This is a genomic window from Neptunomonas sp. XY-337, assembly GCF_004959845.1.
Classification (GTDB): domain Bacteria; phylum Pseudomonadota; class Gammaproteobacteria; order Pseudomonadales; family Balneatricaceae; genus Neptunomonas; species Neptunomonas marina.
Window position 1 is genome coordinate 117,299 of the sequence record NZ_SPLL01000003.1, and the last position, 22,923, is coordinate 140,221.

Here is a 22,923-nt window from a genome sequence, read left to right on the forward strand (position 1 = left end):
CATCAAGTTTCTCTTTACAGCACAGCCTGTGGATACGAACCCAGAAGTTTTAACTCGACAGAACCGGCTTCAAGCTCCTTTAACACCTCTTGCACACCGGGCTCCTCGGCATGGCCTTCAAAGTCGATGTAAAACATATAACTCCACCCTGTGCCATTGCCCGGACGGGTTTCGATACGTGTGAGACTGATACCATGGCGATGAAACGGTTCTAGTAACGAGTAAAGCGCGCCAGGTTTATCGTGGGCACATAACAAGATCGACGTTTTATCATTGCCGCTCACGCCCACATCCTGATTACCTAAAATCAAAAACCGAGTTGTGTTGTCAGGGAGGTCTTCGATATTGCGCGCCAGAGCTTCCAACTTGTACAAATCGGCAGCAATGTCACCAGCAATCGCCGCAGACCCCTGCTCACCAGCGGCGATACGAGCGCCTTCAGCGTTAGAGTTAACGGTAATCTTGGCAGCCTGCGGGTAGTGTTGCTCAAGCCAGTTACTGCACTGAGCAAACGACTCTTGATGAGCATAAATCGTTTTAATATCGCTGCTTTCGGTACCCGCTTGCGCCAGTAGCTGATGATGAATCGGCAGCTCTAGTTCACCACAGATCTGCAAGTTAAAACGCTTAAACAGGTCGAGAGTATGGGTCGCCATACCTTCGGTGGAGTTCTCGATCGGTACCACGCCATAGTGTGCAGCACCGGCCTCAACTTCACGAAAGACTTGATCCAAGGAGGTTAACGGCGCACTAACGGCAGAACCACCGAAGTGCTTCAACGCCGCTTGATGCGTGAACGTCCCTTCAGGGCCTAAAAACGCCACGCGCATCGGCTGCTCTAACGCTAGACAGACCGACATAATTTCACGGAAAAGCCGCGCTACCTCTTTGTCGGGCAGCGGCCCTTCGTTCCGTTCCATCACGCGTCTTAATACTTGCGCTTCGCGCTCAGGACGATAAAAAACAGCATCCTCTTCACCCTGAAATTCTTGCTTTACTTCAGCCACACCTTGGGCACAACGCGCGCGCTGGTTAAGCAACTGATGAATCTGCTTATCAATACTATCGATCTGCTGGCGCAGCTCACCCAACGCCTCTTCCTGTTTGGTCGTCATACTTGCTCCTAGCCGTGGCGGCGCTCAAACTCTGCCATGAACTGAACCAATGCATCCACTGCTGCTTCTGGTACCGCGTTATAGATGCTGGCACGCATCCCACCCACGGAGCGATGTCCTTCCAAGTTCAGCAAACCTGCAGCCTTTGACTCCTCTAAAAAGACACTATCAAGCGCAGCATCCGCGAGTGTAAACGGCACATTCATACGAGAACGGTTGCGGAGCGCAACAGGGTTGGCATAAAAATCACTACTATCGATCGCAGCATAGAGCTTGCTGGCTTTACGCGCGTTGGTTTGCGCCATCGCTTCTACGCCACCTTGCTGTTTCAACCATTGGAAAACCAACCCCGCCAAGTACCAGCCAAAGGTGGGAGGCGTATTGTTCATTGAGTCAGCTTTCGCATGGACTGCATAGTTCATCATGGTTGGCGTCATGGCTTGTGCTTTACCAAGCAGATCATCACGAATGATTACGACAGTTAACCCAGCAGGACCGATATTCTTCTGCGCACCGGCATAGATCACACCAAACTTAGAGACATCAAGCGCGCTGGAGAGAATATTAGAGGACATATCCACCACCAACGGGACATCACCCGTTTGCGGAATGTAATCAAACTCCACGCCACCAATGGTTTCATTCGAGGTGTAGTGAACATAAGCTGCATTGGGGTCTAGCTGCAGTTGCGCCTGCTCAGGGGCACAGAAGAAGCGCTCAGATTCTGTTGTCGCGGCGATATTCACTTGGCAGTAGCGCTGCGCTTCAGCGATAGCTTTCTTAGACCACACGCCGGTATTGATGTAATCCGCACTATTGCGATCACCCAATAAGTTCAGCGGCAGGAGTGAGAACTGGCTTGTAGCACCACCTTGAAGGAATAGAACTTTATAGTTATCCGGGATCGAGAGTAGGTCACGCAGATCTTGCTCAGCTTGCGAGGCAACCGAGACGAACTCATCACTTCGGTGACTCATCTCCATAATAGATAAGCCGTTGCCATGCCAGTCCAATAGTTCCTCTTGCGCTTGCGCAAGAACGGCTTCAGGTAGTGCGGCAGGCCCTGCACTGAAGTTAAATTTACGTGCCATATCTCAATCTCTTAACGTTATCTATACCTAAAACATAAAGTGCGGCCTGAGCCGCACTTTACATGACTTAATTGTCAGCTTGCGGTGCGTCTTCTTGCACCTCATCAGCATCCGTCAACGCCTCATCCTCGGGCTCTTCTGGCTCCTCAATCCGCGCTAACCCCACCAAGTTTTCATCATCCGCAACGCGAATCAGACGAACACCTTGAGTGTTGCGGCCCAGCACTGAGATTTCAGAAGTACGCGTACGCACCATGGTGCCCTGGTCGCTGATCAGCATCATATCGTCGCCATCAAAGACCTGTACAGCACCGGCCAATTGGCCATTGCGCTCTGTGCACTGCATACCAATAACACCTTGGTTACCGCGGCCTTTACACGGGAAGTCTTCCACAAGGGTTTGTTTACCATAGCCGCGTTCAGATGCAGTCAACACACGACCGCCCTCTTTGGGAATGATTAGCGAGATAACACGCGCATCATCTTTCATCTTAACGCCGCGGACACCGCGTGCTGTTCGACCCATGGCACGTACTTCACCTTCATGGAAGCGCGCTGCTTTACCTGTACTTGTTACCAGCAGAATATCGTCATCACCTTCGGTGATCGCAGCTCCGATAAGAGCATCGTTCTCAAGCAAGTCAACAGCGATCAAGCCGCTTGTGCGAGGGCGGGAGAAGTTAGCTAGCGATGTCTTCTTAACAACACCGCTGGAGGTTGCCATAAATACATAGCGGTCTTCGCTGTACTCTTTCACCGGTAGAATCGTAGAGATACGTTCACCTTCTTCTAACGGCAAGATATTAACGATAGGGCGACCACGAGCCGTACGGCTAGCGACAGGAATTTCGTACACTTTTAACCAGTAAACTTTGCCACGGTTGCTGAAGCACAGAATGGTGTCATGAGTGCTGGCAATTAACAGATGCTCGACGAAGTCTTCATCTTTAACTGCAGTCGCTGATTTACCTTTTCCGCCTCGGCGCTGGGCTTGGTAGTCCGTTAACGGTTGCGTTTTCGCATAGCCACCATGAGATATAGTGACAACCATATCCTCTTCAGTGATGAGGTCAGCAACCGTTAAATCACGCTTAGACGCAATAATCTCTGTACGGCGGTCATCACCATACTCGGCTTGAATCGCCACTAGCTCTTCACGGATTACTTCCATCAAGCGCTCGTATGAGCCCAAAATTTCTAATAGCTCAGCGATACGATCCAGCAGTTCCTGATACTCAGCAATGAGTTTCTCGTGCTCAAGACCTGTTAGGCGATGTAAACGCAGATCCAAAATCGCTTGTGCTTGCACGGGAGACAAGTGGTACTTGCCATCAACTAGACCAAAATGATCCTCTAGACCGTCAGGTCGACAAGCACCTTCGCCTGCACGCTCCAACATACCGGTCACAGAACCCGGAGCCCACGCCATTTCCACCAGACGCTCTTTGGCTTCAGCCGGTGTCGGAGACTGCTTGATCAGTTCAATGACTTCATCAATATTCGCCAGCGCGATAGCAAGGCCTTCAAGCACATGGCCGCGCTCACGAGCTTTGCGCAGCAGATAAACCGTACGGCGTGTGACGACTTCACGGCGATGGCGAATAAAGTTTTCAAGCAGTTCTTTTAGGTTCAGGATTTTTGGTTGACCATCGACAAGCGCAACCACGTTGATCCCGAACACACCTTCCATCTGTGTTTGCGCGAACAAGTTATTGGCAACCACATCAGGCATCTCACCGCGACGCAGCTCAATAACGATACGCATACCATCTTTGTCAGACTCATCGCGAAGTTCGGTGATGCCCTCTAGCTTTTTCTCTTTGACCAGCTCAGCGATCTTCTCAATCAAGCGCGCTTTGTTCAGCTGATAAGGGATCTCGGTGACAACGATCGACGCTTTACCGCGCTCGTCCTCTTCGATGTGGTGACGCGAGCGAATATAGATACGTCCACGCCCGGTACGATAGGCCTGCAAGATCCCAGCACGGCCATTGATAATGGCACCTGTTGGGAAGTCAGGGCCTGGAATGTGTTCCATCAAGCCATCAATATCCATCGCGGGATCATCGATTAACGCTAAACAGCCGTTGATCACTTCACGCAGGTTATGTGGCGGAATATTGGTCGCCATCCCTACCGCAATACCAGATGAGCCATTGACCAAAAGGTTGGGCACACGTGTTGGTAAAACGTCAGGAATCTGCTCTGTGCCATCATAGTTTGGCACGTAGTCGACAGTCTCTTTATCTAAATCGGAGAGCAGCTCATGAGAGATTTTCTCCATGCGAATTTCGGTGTAACGCATCGCAGCCGCTGAGTCGCCATCAACGGAGCCGAAGTTACCTTGACCATCCACCAGCGTGTAACGCATGGAGAAGTCCTGTGCCATTCGCACAATAGTGTCATAGACCGCACTGTCACCGTGGGGGTGGTATTTACCTATTACATCACCGACGACACGCGCCGACTTTTTGTAAGGCTTGTTCCAGTCGTTCCCGAGTTCATTCATCGCAAATAACACGCGACGATGCACGGGTTTCAAACCATCTCGAACGTCAGGCAAGGCACGCCCGACAATGACACTCATTGCATAATCGAGATAAGACTGTTTCATCTCATCTTCGATATTTACCGGTAGAATCTCTTTGGCTAAATCACCCATAGGTATCAGCTTTCCTTGGTTGGTCTATCTATCCGGCCGCCGGATAAACAGAGGCCATTTTTAACCGCGAGATTGTACCATAAAATTACACTATCGACATATCTGACGCCGCGATACTGCAACAAAATCAACTTACTAAAACCGCACTTACCTATTTCAACTTCTAACTGAAATAACGCTAACTGCTAATTCTTTTCTGCCCTCACTAAAGCGTCGATGTTAGAATGGGCGCAAGAGTAACCAAGAATTTAGTGATAAGTATGCAAGCACCTAACGTAGACGCTGCCGAGATTGCCAAGTTTGAAGAATTAGCCAGCCGGTGGTGGGACCGCAATAGCGAATTTAAACCCCTGCACGATATTAACCCTCTTCGCGTTGGCTACATCGACCGCTTCGCAGCACTAGCAGGCAAGTGCACCATTGACGTCGGCTGTGGCGGCGGCATTCTAGCGGAGTCCATGGCCCAACGCGGCGCGGATGTCACCGGCATTGATATGGGCGCAGCGCCATTAAAAGTAGCGAAATTGCACGGCCTGGAAAGCGGTGTTTCGGTAAACTACCAGCAAACAACCGCTGAAGAGATGGCAGAGCAGCATCCGGAAGCCTTTGATGTGGTTACTTGCATGGAAATGCTCGAACACGTACCCGATCCATCCTCAATTGTTGCCGCTTGCGCAGCCATGCTCAAACCCGGCGGCACTGCATTTTTCTCAACCTTAAACCGCAACCCCAAAAGCTACCTATTTGCCATTCTGGGTGCAGAGCGCTTGCTCAAGCTGGTGCCACAGGGAACTCACGACTTCAACAAGTTCATTCAACCCGCTGAGCTGGCCGGTTGGATTCGCGCTAGCGGGCTTGAGATTGATGATATCACCGGGATGACCTACAACCCGCTCACGCAGCAGTACCGCCTTGCGCCAGATGACGTCGACGTGAACTATATGATTGCCGTTCATAAGCCAGAGTAATTTAGGATGAAAACCCTTGGCGCAGCGCTGTTTGATTTAGATGGAACTCTGCTCGATTCAGCACAAGACTTTCTTTTTATTTTAAATACCATGCGTGCTGAACGACAGATGCCACCTATCAGCTACCACGAGCTGAAACCCACAGTGTCTGAAGGCGCTGCAGCGATGGTGGCGCACACTTTCCCGCAACTAAGTGACACTGCACCATTAAAAGCAGAGTTTTTAGAGCGCTACCACCAAGCACCTGCTGCAAAGAGCGAGCTTTATCAGGGTGTTGAAGCCATGCTGGGGCACTTTGAAGAGCAAGGCACACCTTGGGGCATTATCACGAATAAGCCGCGCCACTTCACGCAACCCATACTAGCGCACTTTAATCTGCTCGAGCGCTGCGATTGCCTCGTTTGCCCTGAAGATGTTACCCACAGCAAACCGGAACCCGACGCTTTATTACTGGCCGCCGACATCCTCAGTACAGAGCCAGATACATGCATCTATGTCGGCGACCACCAACGAGATATTACTGCAGGCAATAGGGCTGGTATGTTCACGATAGCCGCATTGTGGGGCTATATAGGTGAAGCCGATGACACCACCCAATGGCAAGCAGATATAACAGCCGGTCGTATCCAAGACATATTACCTGCACTTGAGAACCACTTTTCCATAGCGGCACTTTAAGAGGACAAGCCATGTTTGAATATCAAGCTCCCGACAACCTGCTGCAAGACAAAATTATTTTAGTAACGGGTGCTGGCGATGGCATTGGCCGTGCTGCAGCACTCACCTACGCCGCTTATGGCGCTACGGTCATTTTGGTGGGCAAAACTACCGAGAAGCTAGAAGCCGTTTACGATGAGATAGAAGCATCTGGCGCGCCGCAACCCGCTATCGTGCCTTTAAACCTCGAGACAGCCACTGAGCACGACTATATCGACCTCACTAATATTTTAGAGCAAGAGTTTGGTCGTATTGATGGCATTTTGCACAATGCAAGCGTACTCGGGATGCGCACATCGCTCGAGAATTATGACCCAATTACTTGGAACCAAGTCATGCAGGTCAACGTAAATGCACCCTTTATTTTGACACAGAACCTACTTCCGTTGCTGCACCGCTCAGAGCGCGCATCGATTATCTTCACTTCATCTGGCGTGGGCAGAACTGGTCGCGCCTACTGGGGCGCGTATAGCGTATCGAAATTTGCGACCGAAGGGATGATGCAAGTACTTGCCGATGAGCTTGAGAACACATCGAATATTCGAGCCAACTGCATTAATCCAGGCGCCACACGCACACAAATGCGCGCTTACGCCTACCCAGCGGAAAACCCGGAGACCGTTGCAGCACCTGCTGACATCATGTCGGTTTATCTCTATCTGATGGGCGATGAAAGCGCAGAGATCAATGGCAAATCCCTTGATGCACAGAGCAAACGATAACCAATCACAAAACAACCAGACATAAAAAAGCGCGGTTTAAACCGCGCTTTTTTTATTCACTACGATGCTTTGGCCCAACAGATTGCCTTATTTTTTGGTTCTTCTGTCTGCGCTCATACTTAGCTTTTTCAGCAGGTTTCATACGAACAGGCTTTTTCTTATCCAGCCCCATCATATTCGACAGCTCTTTAATCTCTTTATTGGTGAGCTCTTTCCACGTTCCGATCTTTACGTCGCTCGGCAAAAACAACGAACCATAACGAACGCGCTTAAGACGGCTTACCTGCAAGCCCTGAGACTCCCAAAGACGACGCACTTCTCGATTGCGCCCTTCCATGACAACACAGTGGTACCACTTGTTCGCACCTTCGCCATCGAAAAACTGCACATCCGTGAAGCGTGCCATACCATCTTCCAGTAACACACCTTCAGTCAGGGTTTGTAACGTTTGATCCGTCACATCTCCCAACACACGCACAGCATACTCTCGATCGATATTTGCAGACGGATGCATCATACGATTCGCAAGCTCACCATCCGTCGTAAAAACAAGCAAACCACTGGTGTTGATATCCAAACGACCAATAGCGATCCAACGGCCTTGACGCAGCGGCGGTAGATGGTCGTAGACGGTTGGCCGCCCCTCAGGGTCATGACGCGTAGAAACCTCACCTAGCGGCTTGTTATAAATCAATACGCGACGCGGACTTTCCGCTTCAGATATAAGCTCGACAGCCTTTCCGTCGACTGTCACCTGATCTCGCTTGGAAACACGATCACCGAGTGTCGCACGGGCACCATTAATGGTAATTCTGCCCGCTTCTATCCAGCGCTCCATCTCACGACGTGAGCCATAACCAGAGCGCGCCAATACTTTTTGTAACTTTTCATCAGACATTTGACGCTTCCTAAAAACAAAAAGGCCCCTCAGCAAAACAACCGAGAGGCCTTTCACATAATCAACAAACCGCTATTTTATCCGACATGCGTCCTTATCAACACCATGCTTATCAAAATAACGCTGGAAAGCTAGCGGAGTGCGACCTCGGCCAGACCACTCGTGCACATTACCTTCCTCATCTTCAATACGATATTTAGCTTCAACCTTCTTTTTCGGCGTTTCAGCCACTAAATCGCGAAGATCATCAAAACTCAGACCGGCTTCCTGCATTGTACGACGAATCGCATCGATCTTTTCGTTTTTCTCTTGTTCAACTCGCTGCTTTTCCTCTTCGACGGCAATTTTCTCGCCGTGAATTTCATTTAAATCAGCGATGACTTTTTCAACATCCGCTATTGATAAATCCTGACACTGCTTACGCAGTGAATTTTTGCGCATTAAAACTTTTAAGAATTCAGTCATTAGTGAGCCCAACGATTTATCTAAATTAAAGTAACTGCATTATCGCTAAAAAAACTCAAGATTCAAGTTTGTTACCATAAATTAATAAGGAAACCATATCCGTTATTCAAATGGGGTTATATCTCCAGCACCTTTTCGAATAACCTCGGGCTGATCTTCAACAAAATTAATAACGCTTGTTGCTTCAAGCCCGCAATACCCTCCATCAATCACAAGATCTACCTCATGCTGCAAAAGGTCTCTTATTTCATAAGGGTCTGTTAGAGGGTCTACGTCGCCCGGCAGAATAAGAGAGGTACTCATAATAGGCTCCCTTAACTCCGCCAATAGCTCTTGAACAACCGCATTGTCGGGAATTCTAATACCGATAGTTCGGCGTTTTGGGTGCAGCAAACGACGCGGGACTTCGCTAGTGGCTTTTAAAATAAACGTATAAGCGCCCGGCGTGTGGGCTTTAATCGCACGGTACTGCTGATTATCCACTTTCGCGTAGGTAGATATTTCACTCAGATCGCGACATACCAGCGTAAAATTATGTTTATCATCAAGTTTACGGATACGCTTAATACGATCTAACGCCGCTTTATCACCAACATGACAGCCCAGCGCATAAGCGCAGTCAGTCGGGTAAACCACCACACCGCCTTTATTAATAATATCCACAGCCTGCTTGATTAGCCGCTTCTGTGGATTATCCGGATGTATTTGAAAAAACTGACTCACAAAATCACCTAAGTGTTAATTAAACCGTTTTCGATAGTGGGCATATCATCTGGTATTACCGGAAAAGAACCTACCACACTCCACTGGTTTGCCGGTGTATGGAAATCACTGCCAGCCGACACCAACAGGTCATATTTATCGACTAAAAAACCTAATGAACGCTGCTGATCAATTGTCACACCGGGGTATGAAATTTCGATCGCATCCCCCCCAAGCTCAGCAAAAGCAGCAACTAAGGCTCTCACCTTGGTCAGCGTTAGGCGGTATTTGGTAGGGTGCGCTAACACAGCAACACCACCGGTTGCTTGGATAAGTGTTATCACAGTTTCTAACGAAGGCCACTCGACTTTTACATCGCCAACCTTCCCTACCCCTAAATAGCGCTTGAACGCCTGTCCCGCGTCGCTAACCACACCTCGATCAACAAGCACTTGTGCAAAGTGAGGCCGCCCTACTTGGCCACCAGACAATGCCATCGCTTCAGCAAGCAGCCCTGTTAAACCTGTGGCTTTCTCCAGCTTTACAGCAATCCGCTCTGCACGCTCTTCTCGCAGCCGAACCAATAGCTCAACATGCGCCGATATCATTGGGTGGTGAGCATCAAACCCAAGCCCCACAACATGGACCACTTGCTTGATATGAAGACAAGTCCACTCAACACCAGCGATTAGCTCAACCCCCTCAGGAAGTTCAGAAGAGGCTAACGTGAGGTAGCCATCAACCGTATCGTGATCAGTCAGGGCCAAGCGTTGCACACCTGCCTCCATAGCAACCTCTAGCAGCGCATGGGGCGCTAGCGCCCCATCTGAGGCAGTCGTATGGGTATGGTAGTCAAACGTATGAAAACTCATTATCTCTCTGCGGTTTATCCGCTAATGTTTGGGCGATATACTAGCCGTTTTGGGCTTGGTTATACGATTATGAAGCTACTTCTCGACTTTCTCCCTATTCTAATCTTTTTTGGCGTTTATAAATACACAGGGGATATTATTATCGCGACGGCTGTGCTGATCCCAGCGACGCTAGCGCAAATGCTTTACACATGGCTGAAAGAGCATCGCATAGAAAAGATGCAGTTAGTCACGCTTATTCTGGTGGTGGTTATGGGGGGAGCCACGGTTCTCTTCCAAGATAAGACCTTTATTCAGTGGAAGCCTACCGTCGTGAATTGGCTGTTTGCTGCGGCTTTTCTTGGTAGCCAGTTTATTGGTCAAAAAACGATTGTTGAGCGCATTATGGGAGCTAATATCGAGCTTCCGAAAAATGTATGGTCCACCTTAAATATCTCTTGGGTTATTTTTTTCCTGTTTATGGGCGCCATCAACTTGTTCGTCGCCTACAATTTCTCTGAAGATATTTGGGTCGATTTCAAACTGTTCGGCATGCTCGGCCTAACTATTCTTTTCATTATCATCCAAGGTTTGTATATGTCTAAACACATGCCAAACCAAGATCAGGAGCAGTAGCTATGTTTTATGCCATCATCGCCGAGGACAAGCCTGGAACCTTACAGCAGCGCATGGACGCACGCCCAGCTCATTTAGCTCGACTCACAGAGTTAAAAGACGCCGGTAGACTGCTCATTGCAGGCCCACACCCTGCGATCGATACCGAAGATCCAGGTGAGGCAGGCTTTACAGGTAGTTTGGTCGTGGCTGAGTTCGACTCACTCAGCGATGCGCAAGCATGGGCTGACCTCGACCCTTACATTCAAGCGGGTGTTTATGCCAAAGTCACCGTTAAGCCGTATAAAAAAGTACTACCATAAATATAGTAAGCTAGAATTGCCTATAAAAGTCTTGGAGAACGGTTCCATACTTGATGGACTCCAAGTAAAATGATAGGAACTTAATAAAAGTGAATTACCCATTAAAGGTCCAGTAAAAGGGCTAGTGGGGATGATTCATAAAGTTAATTAGAATGCACAACCCACAACTCACAAGGACACTGATATGAAAAAGCTCGCTATGGCCGCAGGTTTAGCTCTAACGATGGGTATGTCAGCCACAGCAATGGCTCACCCAACTAACAGCGGTTACGTCACTGACTCAGGAGATTCAGTATGGCGTACAGGTTTTGGTGGTTGCTGGCACACAGGCTTCTGGTCACAAGAAGACGCAACAGTTGAAGGTTGCGATGGCTACAAAAAAATGGCTCCGAAGGCTGCTGAGCCAGCGCCTGTAGCACCAGCGAAAGCACCAGAAATGATGGATGTAAGCAAGAAATTTGCTGTATTCTTCGATTTCGACAGCGCAGTGGTAGACAGCGTTTCTAATATCGTAGATTACGTAAACGGCCTGCAAAAAGTTAATACAATCCGCCTAGTAGGTCACGCTGACCCAATCGGCTCAAGCGCATACAACGATGCACTTTCTAAGCGCCGTGCTGAAAACGTAGCAGCAGCGCTTCGCTCTGCAGGTGTTGGCGCATCAATGAACGTTGATTACATGGGTGAAACAGCTCCAATCGCTCAATGTTCTGGCCGTGGTGCAGAACTGATTCGCTGCTTGCGTGCTGATCGTCGTGTAGACGTTCACGTTGCAGGTAAGAAGTAAGAGATCACAATCTCACACGAAGGCTGACATTACGTCGGCCTTTTTTATTTTCAGTCTATATAAGGCTATATGAGGAGTTTAAAGTGAATCTTGTCCGCCTCCTTCTAACACTTGCTCTCACCTTATCCACACACCTTTACGCAGCACCTTATGAGCCACAACAAGTGGTCTATCACATAAACTACGGCGATCAAGGGCGTATCAGTGAAGCCATGAACAATATGGCCAATCATATTCAAGCGCTCGGTGAAGCCAACGTTGATATCAAAGCCGTTATCCATGGTAAAGCCATCGAATACTTCATAGATGCCAATAGCGATCAAGCCAAGCAGATTACGCTAGACTCACTCAGGCTAAGCGATGTTCAGTTTATTATCTGCGGGAACACACTAGATGGTTATAAAATCACTCACTCCGACCTTTATGAGGTGGAGGAAGAGGATGTCGTAAAAGCAGGCCTTCCAGAGATAGTGCACCTACAACAACAGGGCTATATATACGTGCGCCCCTAGGCTCGAAAGATGTTCTTCAAGGATCTACCCACAATAAGCGCAAAAGATCTCATAGCCAAGCTGACTTCGGATGAACCAACTCCACCTATCGTGTTGGATGCGAGAACCCGCCTAGAATGGAATCTGAGCCATATTCCCAATGCAGTACTGGCGGGACACTGGCATGAAGCATCATTGCAGCCAAATCAACTAGTCGTCTGCGTGTGTTTGAGCGCGCATCGTAGCAAGCACCTTACAGACCGCCTTATCAAACAAGGGATTAATGCAGTCGAATTACAAGGCGGCATGCTCGCTTGGTGGAAGGCGGGGCTACCCACTGAAAAAGCCTAATATCACTATTGTTGAGAAAGGTTGATACACCCATCACCAAACTTGACCTGTGGCGCCCGCAACGACAACGCACGGCTTCCACGCCAGCTTAATAATCTCAGGCCAGGTGCATCCACGCCCTTTTCAAATCCGGCATCCATGACTTCAACAGCATATTCGTAGCGCTGATCTAGAGAAGCGGCGCCCATCACTACACCAATAAGTCTATCTCCACCCCGAACAGCTGAAGCCACAAGATTATATCCAGAACTACAAGTGTAACCTGTTTTCATGCCATCAGCGCCGTCATAGCTAAAAACAAAACGGTTATGAGAGGTGTATGACTGCCCCTCATAATAAAAACTGGGAGAGGATAAGTAGTGGTAGTAATCGGGATAGCGCACCAATAACTGACGCGCCAAAATCGCCATATCGCGAGCGCTCGTTAACTGCGCCTTGTCAGGCCAACCATGTGGATTCACAAAAAATGTTTCATCCATCTGCATAGCTTTAGCTTGAGCATTCATCCGACCAACAAACTGCTTTTCTGAGCCTGCAACAAACTCCGCCAGCGCAACAGAAACATCGTTAGCGGAAATGGTCGAAACCGCTTTAATGGCCTGCTCAACTGTCAATGTATCGCCAATAGAAACACCAAGCTTTTTCGGAGGCTGATTTGCAGCATTACCACTGACTCGCATTTTATCGGATAGGCGAATATCGCCACGCTCAAGCGATTGAAAGGTGACATACAGCGTCATCAGTTTCGTAAGAGAGGCAGGATACCAAGGCACGTCAGCCTTTACTTCAGACAGTACCGCTCCTGAGTCGGCATCGATAACGATACTCGACATTTCACCCACACTATCGGCTGCAACACGAAGCGAAACGAATAGCAGTAATGCTAGCCAGACACTCTTTACTACCAAGTTACACAACCATGTCATCGAGAGCGTCTAGAGATACGAAACCACGTAATAGATCCGAGAGGTGACGTAGCTTTTCAATAAACATTGCTGGATCGATAAGATATAACGAGATAACGAACACCAGCACCACAGCACATGCAGAAAAGAACATGAGCCCGATATCACTTTTCGCATAGCTACTATCATTAACCGAGCGGCTTTCATCTCCGTAGCGATCAACGTAATCCCTTACTGGAGCGGCCGAGCTCACTTCGTCAGCAGGTGCTGCTTGTTGCTGTTGCTGTTGCTGTTGCTGTTGCTGTTGCTGTTGCTGTTGCTGTTGCTGTTGCTGTTGCTGTTGCTGTTGCTGTTGCTGTTGCTGTTGCTGTTGCTGTTGCTGTTGCTGTTGCTGCTGAGCATGGCTCTGATCAACACCCGCATCAACCGCTTGGTTCGCTTTCGATAGCGCAGCACTGTCTACAAATACGTCTTGAACCGCAAACTCACCCTCAATTTCAAGGCCTGGCGGTAGCAACTGCTCTTCTATCAACTCAGAGATCACCAACTCTGCATGCTTAACACCGATACGTGATAACTCTTCAATACTGCCAAATAGAAACAAGCGGCTGCAGATCAAGTTAATTCGTCGCGGGATGCCTTGACTCCACTTAAAAATGATCGGAAAGATCGCTTCACTTAGCAGCGGCTTTCCTCGCCAACCGACAACATTCAAACGGTGTAAGATATATGCTTTCGTCTCCTTCTCTTGCAAAGGCTTTAGGAAGCAACTAGCCACCAAACGCTGCTGAACTTGCTCCATCTCTGGCTGATGCATCAGCTCTTGCAAGCCCTCCTGACCTAGCAAGAAAATCTGCAAGAGGGGGACACTCTCTTGTTGCAGGTTTGTTAGCAGCCGAAGTTCTTCTAAGCCTTGAGCAGATAGCCCCTGCGCTTCATCAATAATCAGGAGCGCTCGACCACCAACAGAGTGGTTTTCATTGAGCATATCGGATAAACGCTGCAACAATGCTGCCTTGCTTGGCGCTTCATCACGCAGACCAAAGGAGTAACAAACCATGCGGATAAGGTCATCAGCTTCCATTTGCGTTGTCACTAACATCGCCACTTTTACTGTTGGGGCCGAAGCAAGACTGTGTACTAGGTCGTTAACCAAAGTAGTCTTTCCGGTTCCTGGCTGCCCGGAAATCATCACAAAGCCCTCCGCGCGCTCATATGCATACTGCATATAAGCTTGCGCCCGAGAAAAGCTTTTATGACCAAAACAAAAGCGATGATCAGAGCTTAAACGGAACGGCTCTTCTGTGAATCCATAATAAGCGTCATACATAAATGCAGTACCTAAAAACCTCTACCAGGAAAACACATCCACTTTCAAAGCGGGCGCTCCGAGTACACTAACCAATAATCGAACGTAACGAGCGCTGAAGTATACGTATAAAATTAGAACACTAGCTGACTTGCCGTTTGAAATATGCTGCAAACAACCATATTCAGTCTAGCAAAGTTTGAACAACCCTTGCCGAGATGTAAACAGCCACAATTGGCTAGGCTTCGTCTTTGGCAAGAAACGCTTTATAGAAAAGGTGCTGAAAAAGAAGCCTCTTAGGCATCCTCAAATAATGCCCTCGCACAAACAGCAGTCGCTCCGCTAGCGCATACCCTGATTCCAATGCACTAGGGTGAGGCGGTACGATGACCTTAGTGAATAAGCGATGTAACCATCTACGCCGCATCCCCCCTATCGATAGAGCGGCAGAAAAACGCTCTATCACTCCCTTAGGAACAGGTGTAAGAAACTCGGCTTGAGCATGATAAATCGCAAAGTAAACAGGCTCTAACAGATCATGAAGCTGCGCGCGATTAAAGAGTTCGTTCCAGTCTTCAACCTCAACAAGAAGTCGCAGAAGACCATCAATATCAACCAAGTCACGATAGGCGTGATTATACTCACTGTCTGTAAATAAGTGCGTAGCGGCATGCAGTACCTGATCGTAGCGCGACAGCAAACGATACCCACCGTTACCCTGCCTAGCACTGGAGAAAAGCTCCTCCGCACACGGCATATAGCGTGCGGTTAACGGTAAAATAGTATGATGAATATCGAGGACTGTTTGCCGTTTTACATGCACGACAGGAGGGATCTCATGCATCCACTCTCTATAGTATCGTTGGTCGTAATCATTGTGATGTGTGCCTTGCCAGCCGTGCCACTTGAGCAACTCCTCAACGCGCTCGATATCGCATTTTGGCACTAGCAGGTCGATATCGGAAAACGTTCTGCCCAGCGCAAAGCTCTCCTCCTCTACGACATAAGCCGCCCCCTTGAGCAGAACTGGGACGACCTCCTCTTTTTCAAGAGCCGCGCATAAATGTTCCACTTCCCACTGAGCATCTCTACGATACTTTTCAAAAATACGCCACGACGAGAATAAATGCTTCTGCACAGAGACATCGATTAACTGAAACTCGCCGCGCTCACGAAGCCTGCTGTACAGAATACCCAATACCTGCGCGCTTCGTGCTTGCTCAACCACTTCAGTCCACTGCTCCGGAAGAACATCAGCGGCATTGAGCTGACCGACAAGAAGCTGCGATAAACGAAGAGGGGACCTCATAACGACTCACCACCCCATATCTGGCTGACCAGCTCTATCGCATCATCCAAATCTCCGAACGAGAGATCAAATGCTTCAGAGTGGTTCAACACGTAACTAGCGCACTCAAAGCCTCGTTCGCCCAACAAGTAGTAATTGAACGCATTCTCTACAATCGTCATGTACGCACTCGACTTTGCTCTTGAGGATAAAGAAGGAGCAGCGCCACTACGGAATTTTGGAAAAATAAATGCCGCTACTGTCGCCGAGTCATTTGTTCGCACAACGCTAGCATCAGGCGGACACAAGTGTGAGACAGTTCCTTTGACCGTATCGGTACAACTTTTACCGAAGCGAGCATCTAGCCAGTAATCTTTAATGACATCAATGGATGCGTTCTTCAAACTTATCGGCTTAGTAAATGGGAAAACTTGACCACTATCGACACAAAGCAGCGCAAGTTCATCCGATAACAACCGCCAACCTTTACTTACCAATGCTGCAGTAAGTGTGCTTTTCCCGGAACCAGAAAGAGCGGGCATCACCAGCGCTTTGCCATCTTTTTCCACAACAGCTGCATGCAAAATCAAAAACTGATGTGCATGTGCAGAAACGCACCAATTAATACCCCATTCTAGAAGTGCAGGAGATTGATCAAGAGGCAAAGGGGTAAAAGGAACATTGCCGTTAAACGTAAACTCCGCAACAGGCTTCAACCATCCACGAATAGAGCTTTTCTTACGATCAACCTCGATACTAAAGTCGATAAAACGAGGCTGAGAGTCAGTATTTGCATACCTGTAGAGGGTCGTAAGGTGTTCGTGAACGTCAGGCAACTTTGAGCGAATAGAAAACCAGAAAGGCCCTATTTGAATTTGCAGGCCAGTACTTTTTAGAGAACTGCGAATATCCGCGCCTGCCAAGTCACAAATTTTCATAGTAGAGGGGAGATAACACCGTGCTGCAGCAAATCAGAAAAAACAGCATCAGGATCAACACCAGGAGATCGTGCTAAAACTTCGCTGCATAAGGCCTCATGCGAAAGTGACTCTGTAGACTGCAGAGCCTGCACCAGCATGAATAATGATAGGGGTAGGACAAACAGCCTATCATCTGTACGTCTATGGATAACGTAATCCATATCGAAGCGTGCCACACGGCACGCCTCTAAATCCAACCCCAGACGATACAGCACTACTGATTAATTCGCGTAGACTGTAAAATATTCTGACATTGAATAGTCGCCGCCGACCCAAGGTACATTTTGGTTGATGCCTACAGTGTAGTAACCCTGACTGAGTAAGTCCTTGAAGATCATACGAACTTTGTCAGCTGCAGGCTCTGCTGTACCTGCAGCAGAGTTAAGTAACGCAGCAACTGCATGTTGCTCCATTGTATACCCACCCACAGACTGAGAGCCAAGCCCCTCTAACAATACTTCCATCAAGGACGCAGTAGTCAGACTGCCTGCACCGAACTCCCCAACAAAAGAAGACGTTCTAACATAATGCGTACCATTAGATGCCTGATAAAACCCTAGGCCATATCCTTTACTTGCTGCAAAGACCCCAGGATCTTCACCGTGAGGTACAACCAAATCTCGCTCAAACGAGGACGGCCAGGTTTGAGATTGCAGCCATGTAGCTGGAGAGCTACCAGACGGCTGAGCACAGACAGCCGCTTCATCCGGGTGATGGGATGAGAACGTCATTGAGTTAAATGCGGAGGGGGAGCACATCCGACCAGCCCAAGCATTTCTGCTCGCTAAAGACAACACCACAGGCGCAGCCACACCTGCACCAAATAGGCGTCGACGCGACTTATCAACAGATTGGCTATTGTGGTGTGAACCATCTACTTGTTTCGAGTTATCTTTCATGCCTTCCATCCCGATAGGACTAAATCCAACTTTTAATTAGGAAACTGCAATAAACACGCCAAAAAAACCAACCTACTATTTTAAATCGGTTTTTTCGGCTCCTAAAAACACATTTCCAGCGCCATGGAGCCAGCTGTAAAAAAAGCCGACAACACGTCTTAGAAATTTACAAGCGCCACAGTTTCAGATCAGAACCATCAAAGGCACCACGATCAAGAAGCGATTTAACATCCATGACAACAGCACCAGGTGCACAAATCTCTTTGATCTTCTCTGTAGGCATAGCCTTGTATTCACTATGCGCAACAGCAACAATCACTGCTTCAGCGCCCGCTAAGTCAGACCACTCAGACAACGCTACACCATACTCTTCCATCGCTTCTTCACGCTCTGCGATAGGATCGTGCACGCATACATTGCAACTGTAAGAGTTTAACTCAGCAATAATATCTTCAACTCGTGAGTTACGTAGATCAGGGCAATCCTCTTTAAACGTCAAGCCCAAAACGGCAACTTTCGCACCATTAACATTCTTACCGCCACGAATAAGTCCTTTAACGGTCTGCTCAGCAACATACTTACCCATACCATCGTTAGTTTGACGGCCGGCCAAGATAACCTGTGGATGATGCCCTTCAGCTTCAGCCTTATATGTGAGGTAGTATGGGTCAACGCCAATACAGTGCCCGCCAACCAAACCAGGGCGGAACGGCAAGAAGTTCCATTTAGTACCTGCAGCCTCAAGCACATCCAAGGTATCAATGTTGAGCTTATGGAAAATCAGTGACAGCTCATTCATAAGCGCGATGTTGAGATCTCGTTGAGTGTTCTCAATAACTTTCGCAGCTTCAGCCACTTTCACCGTTGCAGCTCGGTGAACTCCGACTTCCACAACTTTCTCGTACAGAGCAGCAACAGTATCCAGCGTATCAGCAGTATCTCCTGATACGATTTTCACAATCGTTTCCAAGCGGTTAACTTTGTCACCCGGGTTAATTCGCTCTGGCGAGTAGCCGACGAAAAAGCCACCATCAGGCTTACCCTCACCACCTGACCAAGGAAGGCCTGACACTTGTTCAAGAATAGGTACGCATACCTCTTCAGTACAGCCTGGATATACAGTCGACTCGAAAACAACAATCGCGCCAGGCTTAAGATTCTGAGCAACCGTACGACACGCACCCTCTAATGGAGACAAGTCTGGGCGTCGAGCCTGATCGATCGGCGTAGGTACCGCAACAACGATGATCTCCGCTTCTTGTAGTCTTGCAGGGTCGCTCGTGTACTCCAACCCAGTAGCAGCCGCTAGACCTTCAGGTTCTACTTCACCGCTTGGATCCACACCGTTTCTATAGTTCTGCAGCTTATTCTCATCCAGATCAAAACCAATCGTCTTAATCTGCTTACCGAACGCTACCGCCAACGGAAGTCCTACGTATCCAAGACCTACAACTGCAATTTTTTCCATTTCAATTCCTGAACTTATGATTCGAAAGAGCGCTTAGTCTGGTTATTTGACGCTATTTGCGTCGTACCATACAACAGTCTCTTTTAATCCTTCATTAATACGAAACTCTGGTTCGTAACCTAAAAGCTGCTGAGCTTTGCTGATATCAGCTTGAGAGTGGCGAACATCGCCTGCTCTGAACTCACCATAATCTGGCTCAGCTGAAGCAATGCTTTCGTCAAACTCCGCGAGTAAGCTCTTTAAAACGCTGTGCAGCTCATTAAGGGTGGTTCTATCCCCTACAGCCACATTATATACCTGATTGATAGCGGCCTCAGATTGCGTCATTGCTGCCAATAAGTTGGCTTGAACCGCATTTTTGACGAAACAAAAATCTCTCGAGGTTTCACCATCGCCGTTAATGCGACACGCTCTTTTTTCAATAAGAGCATCACTCCATTTGGGAATAACGGCAGCGTAAGCGCCATTAGGGTCCTGTCTTGGGCCAAATACATTGAAGTAACGCAACCCCATTGACTCAAGACCATAGCTACGCGCAAAGACTGCTGCATAAAGCTCATTGACATATTTTGTCACAGCATAAGGCGACAACGGATTACCAATTATATCTTCTTGCTTGGGAAGTGCTGGATGGTCGCCATACGTGGATGAGGAAGCTGCATAAACGAACCGCTTGACCTGATTATCGCGCGCAGCGACCAACATGTTAAGAAAACCGTTAATGTTCGACTCATGAGTCAGTATCGGGTTCTCCAACGACCGTGGCACGCTTCCAAGTGCCGCTTGATGCAGAACGTAATCAACGCCGCGACATGCTTCGGAACAATCCTTTAAGTCTCTAATATCACCTTTAATAAAACGAAAATTACTCCATTTGGAGCCAACCAGCTGCTCAACCTCATCCAGGTTTCTCTGATGTCCAGTTGAGAAGTTATCAAGACCCACAACTCGCTGGTCCAGACGCAATAACTCCTCCAGTAGGTGAGAGCCTATAAAACCCGCCACTCCTGTGATCAGCCACGTACTCTGGCTGGTCACCAGCCGGTTTTTCAATTCGCTAAAAGCAGACATTAATATCAATCACCTTTCCAGTAATCAAAGGCTCCGCAACGCTAGCAGCCGGCCTTTCGATTTACAATACTATCCTGTTTTTATTACAACAAATGGGCATATCGGTTAATACGAAACCCCATTCAGGGTTAATATAGAGCCCACACCGATCAGAGAAAATAATTATGCTAAACAGTATAGGGTTATATAGTTATTTATCAGCACTGGTATTTTTTTTCGCCCTTAGTGCGCTACTCATTTTCAGTGCGCGAAGAAACCAAACACATATTAGCCTTAAAATTGCTGCCGTGTGCTCAACTTTGTGGAGCGCGACCGTAACCTTGTTCTATTTGCGCTACCTATCAGCCCCTATACTTCTACCACTGACTGAAATTATACGCGATTTTGCCTGGTGCTTCTTCCTACTAAAATTAGCCAAACCGGGACAAATGAATTCCGAAGGCGGAGTCATCTTCAAACTCACGAATTCGAAGAAAGGCATCGCTGCTGTCGCAATACTCATCGCTTTTTCGATTTTAGGCCCAGGCCACCTGCTACCTCCACAGTTAAGCATCCTGACGCTGAATCATGACTTACCACTCATAGCATGGATTTCGATATCGATCATTGGACTAACGCTTGTTGAGCAGACTTATAGAAATCTCGACAACCAGCAACGCTGGGCACTCAAGCATCTGTGCTTAGGTGCGGGGTGTATTTTTGCATTCGATTTTTTTATGTATGCCGACGCCCTGCTGTTCCGCAAACTAGATCAACAATTATGGGTTGCCAGAGGTGTTGTGAATGCAATAGCGGTCCCGTTGATGACTGTCTCGATAACCCGCATGTCGGGCTGGGACAAAAGCATCCAAGTTTCACGTAAAGTCGTCTTTCACACTGCGGCATTGACAGGGGCCGGGATCTATTTAGTTCTCATGTCAGCGGCAGGTTACTTCATCCGCTACTATGGGGGCAGCTGGGGAGGCGTCCTGCAGATTGTATTCCTATGCGGCGCCGGAGCACTTTTATTTACACTGCTGTTTTCTGACCGCATACGCGCGAACATTCGCGTTATTTTGAGTAAGCATTTTTTCAGCTACAAATACGACTACCGCGAGGAGTGGCAGCGTTTCACGCACAGCCTGTCAGATACTTCTCATGAAGCGCCAGAACGGATATGTTTAGCATTAAGCGCCCTAGTCAACAGTGACGGAGCATCGATATGGAGCAAATCAGAAGATGACACGTTCAAGTGCATCGCATCCATTAACACGCCCATTACCAAAAGCACAGGTACCGAGTTTAATTCGCTAATCGGCTTTCTTGCTCGCACTGGCTGGGTCGTCGATATTAAAGAATATAACGAAACACCGGGGCTATACGACAACCTATATCTTCCCGAAAGCATCACCCAAAACCCTAGAGCGTGGCTTATTGTACCGCTTCTGTTTGATACCACACCGAGCGGATTTGTGATCATCAACTACTCGGATCTAAAGGCATCTATTAACTGGGAAGATCGTGACCTACTCAAAATCGCGGGCAAACAGGCCGCTAGCTTGCTAGAGCAACACCAAGCGAACTTAGCACTGCTACAAGCCCGCCAATTCGAAGCCTTTAATAGACTCTCTGCCTATATTGTCCACGACCTGAAGAACATACTGGCACAACAGTCTCTCATTGTTGCTAACGCAGAGAAGCATAAGCACAAGCCAGAATTCGTTGACGACGTGATTTTAACTGTTCGAAACTCCGTTGATCGCATGACACGCCTGATGGAGCAGATGCGAAATGGTATGCGAGGCTCCTCTCCAGAGACCATTAGCCTGCAGCCATTTTTAGAAAACATATGCGCGAAATACAATCGCTTACGCCCTCTCCCCCTGCTATCAGCTAATGTTAACGAAAGTTGTATTATAGTGGCCGATAGCGATCAACTAGCCAATGTATTTGGCCACTTAATCCAAAATGCTCAAGAAGCAACGCCCGACTCGGGCTCGATATCCGTCACACTAGAGACAGATGAGAACAGAGCAAATATCATCATTACTGACACTGGATCAGGGATGAGTGAAGAGTTTATTGCTAACCGTTTATTTAAACCGTTTGACTCGACTAAAGGGCTAACCGGTATGGGTATCGGTGTATTTGAAAGTAGAGAGGTCGTTCGCACATTAGGCGGTGAAATCTCCGTAATCAGCCAACCTGGAGCAGGCTCATCCTTTACAGTTACGCTCCCCTTGGCAGAACAACCAAGTTAACTATT

Annotated in this window: 23 protein-coding genes; 9 read left to right on the forward strand and 14 right to left on the reverse strand. The window is 48.2% G+C overall.

What is annotated here, in order from left to right; all coding sequences use genetic code 11:
* Positions 1-14: 14 nt before the first annotated feature.
* The 3 genes from pheA to gyrA form a co-directional block, all read right to left on the reverse strand.
* Entirely contained in the window at positions 15-1,115 is a 1,101-nt protein-coding gene (pheA, locus tag E4L36_RS07635; protein WP_136680130.1) for a prephenate dehydratase, read from the reverse strand.
* Between the two features lie 8 nt (positions 1,116-1,123).
* On the reverse strand, positions 1,124-2,206 hold the full coding sequence (serC, locus tag E4L36_RS07640) for a 3-phosphoserine/phosphohydroxythreonine transaminase (RefSeq protein ID WP_136680131.1): 1,083 nt from the start codon (positions 2,204-2,206) through the stop codon (positions 1,124-1,126).
* A 67-nt stretch (positions 2,207-2,273) separates the two neighbouring features.
* Positions 2,274-4,868, reverse strand: coding sequence for a DNA gyrase subunit A (gyrA, locus tag E4L36_RS07645; RefSeq protein WP_136680132.1), 2,595 nt, complete (start codon positions 4,866-4,868; stop codon positions 2,274-2,276).
* A gap of 260 nt (positions 4,869-5,128) precedes the next feature.
* On the opposite strand from gyrA, the gene ubiG reads away from it, so the two are divergent.
* The 3 genes from ubiG to E4L36_RS07660 are packed head-to-tail and all read left to right on the forward strand — an operon-like array spanning position 5,129 to position 7,275.
* On the forward strand, positions 5,129-5,836 hold the full coding sequence (gene ubiG / locus E4L36_RS07650) for a bifunctional 2-polyprenyl-6-hydroxyphenol methylase/3-demethylubiquinol 3-O-methyltransferase UbiG (protein ID WP_206064529.1): 708 nt from the start codon (positions 5,129-5,131) through the stop codon (positions 5,834-5,836).
* A gap of 6 nt (positions 5,837-5,842) precedes the next feature.
* Positions 5,843-6,514: an HAD-IA family hydrolase gene (locus E4L36_RS07655; protein ID WP_136680133.1), complete on the forward strand. Its 672-nt coding sequence runs from the start codon at positions 5,843-5,845 to the stop codon at positions 6,512-6,514.
* Positions 6,515-6,525: 11 nt separating this feature from the next.
* Positions 6,526-7,275: a YciK family oxidoreductase gene (locus tag E4L36_RS07660; RefSeq protein ID WP_136680134.1), complete on the forward strand. Its 750-nt coding sequence runs from the start codon at positions 6,526-6,528 to the stop codon at positions 7,273-7,275.
* Between the two features lie 52 nt (positions 7,276-7,327).
* On the opposite strand, the gene rluB is transcribed toward E4L36_RS07660, so the two are convergent.
* The 4 genes from rluB to E4L36_RS07680 form a co-directional block, all read right to left on the reverse strand.
* The gene (rluB, locus tag E4L36_RS07665) at positions 7,328-8,173 is read right to left on the reverse strand and encodes a 23S rRNA pseudouridine(2605) synthase RluB (RefSeq protein WP_127694621.1); all 846 of its coding nucleotides are present in this window, start codon (positions 8,171-8,173) and stop codon (positions 7,328-7,330) included.
* Positions 8,174-8,245: 72 nt separating this feature from the next.
* On the reverse strand, positions 8,246-8,638 hold the full coding sequence (locus tag E4L36_RS07670) for an H-NS histone family protein (protein WP_127694620.1): 393 nt from the start codon (positions 8,636-8,638) through the stop codon (positions 8,246-8,248).
* Positions 8,639-8,740: 102 nt separating this feature from the next.
* Positions 8,741-9,361, reverse strand: a complete 621-nt coding sequence (locus tag E4L36_RS07675; RefSeq protein ID WP_127694619.1) for an L-threonylcarbamoyladenylate synthase — start codon at positions 9,359-9,361, stop codon at positions 8,741-8,743.
* 8 nt (positions 9,362-9,369) lie between these two features.
* Entirely contained in the window at positions 9,370-10,212 is an 843-nt protein-coding gene (locus E4L36_RS07680; protein ID WP_136680135.1) for a PHP domain-containing protein, read from the reverse strand.
* A 69-nt stretch (positions 10,213-10,281) separates the two neighbouring features.
* Between E4L36_RS07680 and E4L36_RS07685 the strand changes: the two genes are divergently transcribed.
* From E4L36_RS07685 to E4L36_RS07705, 5 genes are all read left to right on the forward strand, one after another.
* Entirely contained in the window at positions 10,282-10,827 is a 546-nt protein-coding gene (locus E4L36_RS07685; RefSeq protein ID WP_136680136.1) for a septation protein A, read from the forward strand.
* A 2-nt stretch (positions 10,828-10,829) separates the two neighbouring features.
* Positions 10,830-11,129, forward strand: coding sequence for a YciI family protein (locus tag E4L36_RS07690; protein WP_136680137.1), 300 nt, complete (start codon positions 10,830-10,832; stop codon positions 11,127-11,129).
* Positions 11,130-11,313: 184 nt separating this feature from the next.
* A complete protein-coding gene (locus tag E4L36_RS18060) occupies positions 11,314-11,916 on the forward strand; it encodes an OmpA family protein (RefSeq protein ID WP_127694615.1) in 603 nt (200 codons plus the stop codon).
* Positions 11,917-11,999: 83 nt separating this feature from the next.
* Positions 12,000-12,428 carry a DsrE family protein gene (locus tag E4L36_RS07700; RefSeq protein ID WP_136680138.1) on the forward strand — a complete coding sequence of 143 codons (429 nt, stop codon included), beginning with the start codon at positions 12,000-12,002 and terminating at the stop codon, positions 12,426-12,428.
* A 9-nt stretch (positions 12,429-12,437) separates the two neighbouring features.
* Positions 12,438-12,758: a rhodanese-like domain-containing protein gene (locus tag E4L36_RS07705; protein WP_136680139.1), complete on the forward strand. Its 321-nt coding sequence runs from the start codon at positions 12,438-12,440 to the stop codon at positions 12,756-12,758.
* 5 nt (positions 12,759-12,763) lie between these two features.
* On the opposite strand, the gene E4L36_RS07710 is transcribed toward E4L36_RS07705, so the two are convergent.
* From E4L36_RS07710 to E4L36_RS07740, 7 genes are all read right to left on the reverse strand, one after another.
* Complete coding sequence (locus E4L36_RS07710; protein WP_136680140.1) at positions 12,764-13,684, reverse strand: D-alanyl-D-alanine carboxypeptidase family protein; 921 nt, start codon at positions 13,682-13,684, stop codon at positions 12,764-12,766.
* Entirely contained in the window at positions 13,668-14,993 is a 1,326-nt protein-coding gene (locus E4L36_RS07715; protein WP_136680141.1) for an AAA family ATPase, read from the reverse strand. Before E4L36_RS07715 ends, E4L36_RS07710 begins: the two co-directional genes overlap by 17 nt.
* 217 nt (positions 14,994-15,210) lie before the next feature.
* Positions 15,211-16,281, reverse strand: coding sequence for a nucleotidyltransferase family protein (locus E4L36_RS07720; protein WP_136680142.1), 1,071 nt, complete (start codon positions 16,279-16,281; stop codon positions 15,211-15,213).
* Positions 16,278-17,183, reverse strand: a complete 906-nt coding sequence (locus E4L36_RS07725; RefSeq protein ID WP_169051500.1) for an HprK-related kinase A — start codon at positions 17,181-17,183, stop codon at positions 16,278-16,280. The genes E4L36_RS07720 and E4L36_RS07725 overlap by 4 nt, the downstream gene beginning before the upstream one ends.
* 278 nt (positions 17,184-17,461) lie before the next feature.
* Positions 17,462-18,139, reverse strand: coding sequence for a hypothetical protein (locus tag E4L36_RS07730; RefSeq protein WP_136680144.1), 678 nt, complete (start codon positions 18,137-18,139; stop codon positions 17,462-17,464).
* 166 nt (positions 18,140-18,305) lie between these two features.
* Positions 18,306-19,607, reverse strand: coding sequence for a nucleotide sugar dehydrogenase (locus tag E4L36_RS07735; protein ID WP_136680145.1), 1,302 nt, complete (start codon positions 19,605-19,607; stop codon positions 18,306-18,308).
* 42 nt (positions 19,608-19,649) lie between these two features.
* A complete protein-coding gene (locus tag E4L36_RS07740; RefSeq protein ID WP_136680146.1) occupies positions 19,650-20,678 on the reverse strand; it encodes an SDR family oxidoreductase in 1,029 nt (342 codons plus the stop codon).
* Positions 20,679-20,842: 164 nt separating this feature from the next.
* Between E4L36_RS07740 and prsK the strand changes: the two genes are divergently transcribed.
* A complete protein-coding gene (gene prsK / locus E4L36_RS07745) occupies positions 20,843-22,918 on the forward strand; it encodes an XrtA/PEP-CTERM system histidine kinase PrsK (RefSeq protein WP_136680147.1) in 2,076 nt (691 codons plus the stop codon).
* Positions 22,919-22,923 lie beyond the last annotated feature (5 nt).

Bases quoted from the DNA above. Each gene is read 5' to 3' on its own strand.
- E4L36_RS07685 (WP_136680136.1), top strand. From the start codon at position 10,282: ATGAAGCTACTTCTCGACTTTCTCCCTATTCTAATCTTTTTTGGCGTT.
- E4L36_RS07715 (WP_136680141.1), bottom strand. From the start codon at position 14,993: ATGTATGACGCTTATTATGGATTCACAGAAGAGCCGTTCCGTTTAAGC.
- E4L36_RS07710 (WP_136680140.1), bottom strand. From the start codon at position 13,684: ATGACATGGTTGTGTAACTTGGTAGTAAAGAGTGTCTGGCTAGCATTA.
- E4L36_RS07680 (WP_136680135.1), bottom strand. From the start codon at position 10,212: ATGAGTTTTCATACGTTTGACTACCATACCCATACGACTGCCTCAGAT.
- E4L36_RS07670 (WP_127694620.1), bottom strand. From the start codon at position 8,638: ATGACTGAATTCTTAAAAGTTTTAATGCGCAAAAATTCACTGCGTAAG.
- E4L36_RS07720 (WP_136680142.1), bottom strand. From the start codon at position 16,281: ATGAGGTCCCCTCTTCGTTTATCGCAGCTTCTTGTCGGTCAGCTCAAT.
- E4L36_RS07655 (WP_136680133.1), top strand. From the start codon at position 5,843: ATGAAAACCCTTGGCGCAGCGCTGTTTGATTTAGATGGAACTCTGCTC.
- prsK (WP_136680147.1), top strand. From the start codon at position 20,843: ATGCTAAACAGTATAGGGTTATATAGTTATTTATCAGCACTGGTATTT.
- pheA (WP_136680130.1), bottom strand. From the start codon at position 1,115: ATGACGACCAAACAGGAAGAGGCGTTGGGTGAGCTGCGCCAGCAGATC.
- E4L36_RS07735 (WP_136680145.1), bottom strand. From the start codon at position 19,607: ATGGAAAAAATTGCAGTTGTAGGTCTTGGATACGTAGGACTTCCGTTG.
- E4L36_RS07690 (WP_136680137.1), top strand. From the start codon at position 10,830: ATGTTTTATGCCATCATCGCCGAGGACAAGCCTGGAACCTTACAGCAG.
- rluB (WP_127694621.1), bottom strand. From the start codon at position 8,173: ATGTCTGATGAAAAGTTACAAAAAGTATTGGCGCGCTCTGGTTATGGC.
- serC (WP_136680131.1), bottom strand. From the start codon at position 2,206: ATGGCACGTAAATTTAACTTCAGTGCAGGGCCTGCCGCACTACCTGAA.
- E4L36_RS07705 (WP_136680139.1), top strand. From the start codon at position 12,438: ATGTTCTTCAAGGATCTACCCACAATAAGCGCAAAAGATCTCATAGCC.
- E4L36_RS07740 (WP_136680146.1), bottom strand. From the start codon at position 20,678: ATGTCTGCTTTTAGCGAATTGAAAAACCGGCTGGTGACCAGCCAGAGT.
- E4L36_RS07730 (WP_136680144.1), bottom strand. From the start codon at position 18,139: ATGAAAGATAACTCGAAACAAGTAGATGGTTCACACCACAATAGCCAA.
- ubiG (WP_206064529.1), top strand. From the start codon at position 5,129: ATGCAAGCACCTAACGTAGACGCTGCCGAGATTGCCAAGTTTGAAGAA.
- E4L36_RS18060 (WP_127694615.1), top strand. From the start codon at position 11,314: ATGAAAAAGCTCGCTATGGCCGCAGGTTTAGCTCTAACGATGGGTATG.
- gyrA (WP_136680132.1), bottom strand. From the start codon at position 4,868: ATGGGTGATTTAGCCAAAGAGATTCTACCGGTAAATATCGAAGATGAG.
- E4L36_RS07660 (WP_136680134.1), top strand. From the start codon at position 6,526: ATGTTTGAATATCAAGCTCCCGACAACCTGCTGCAAGACAAAATTATT.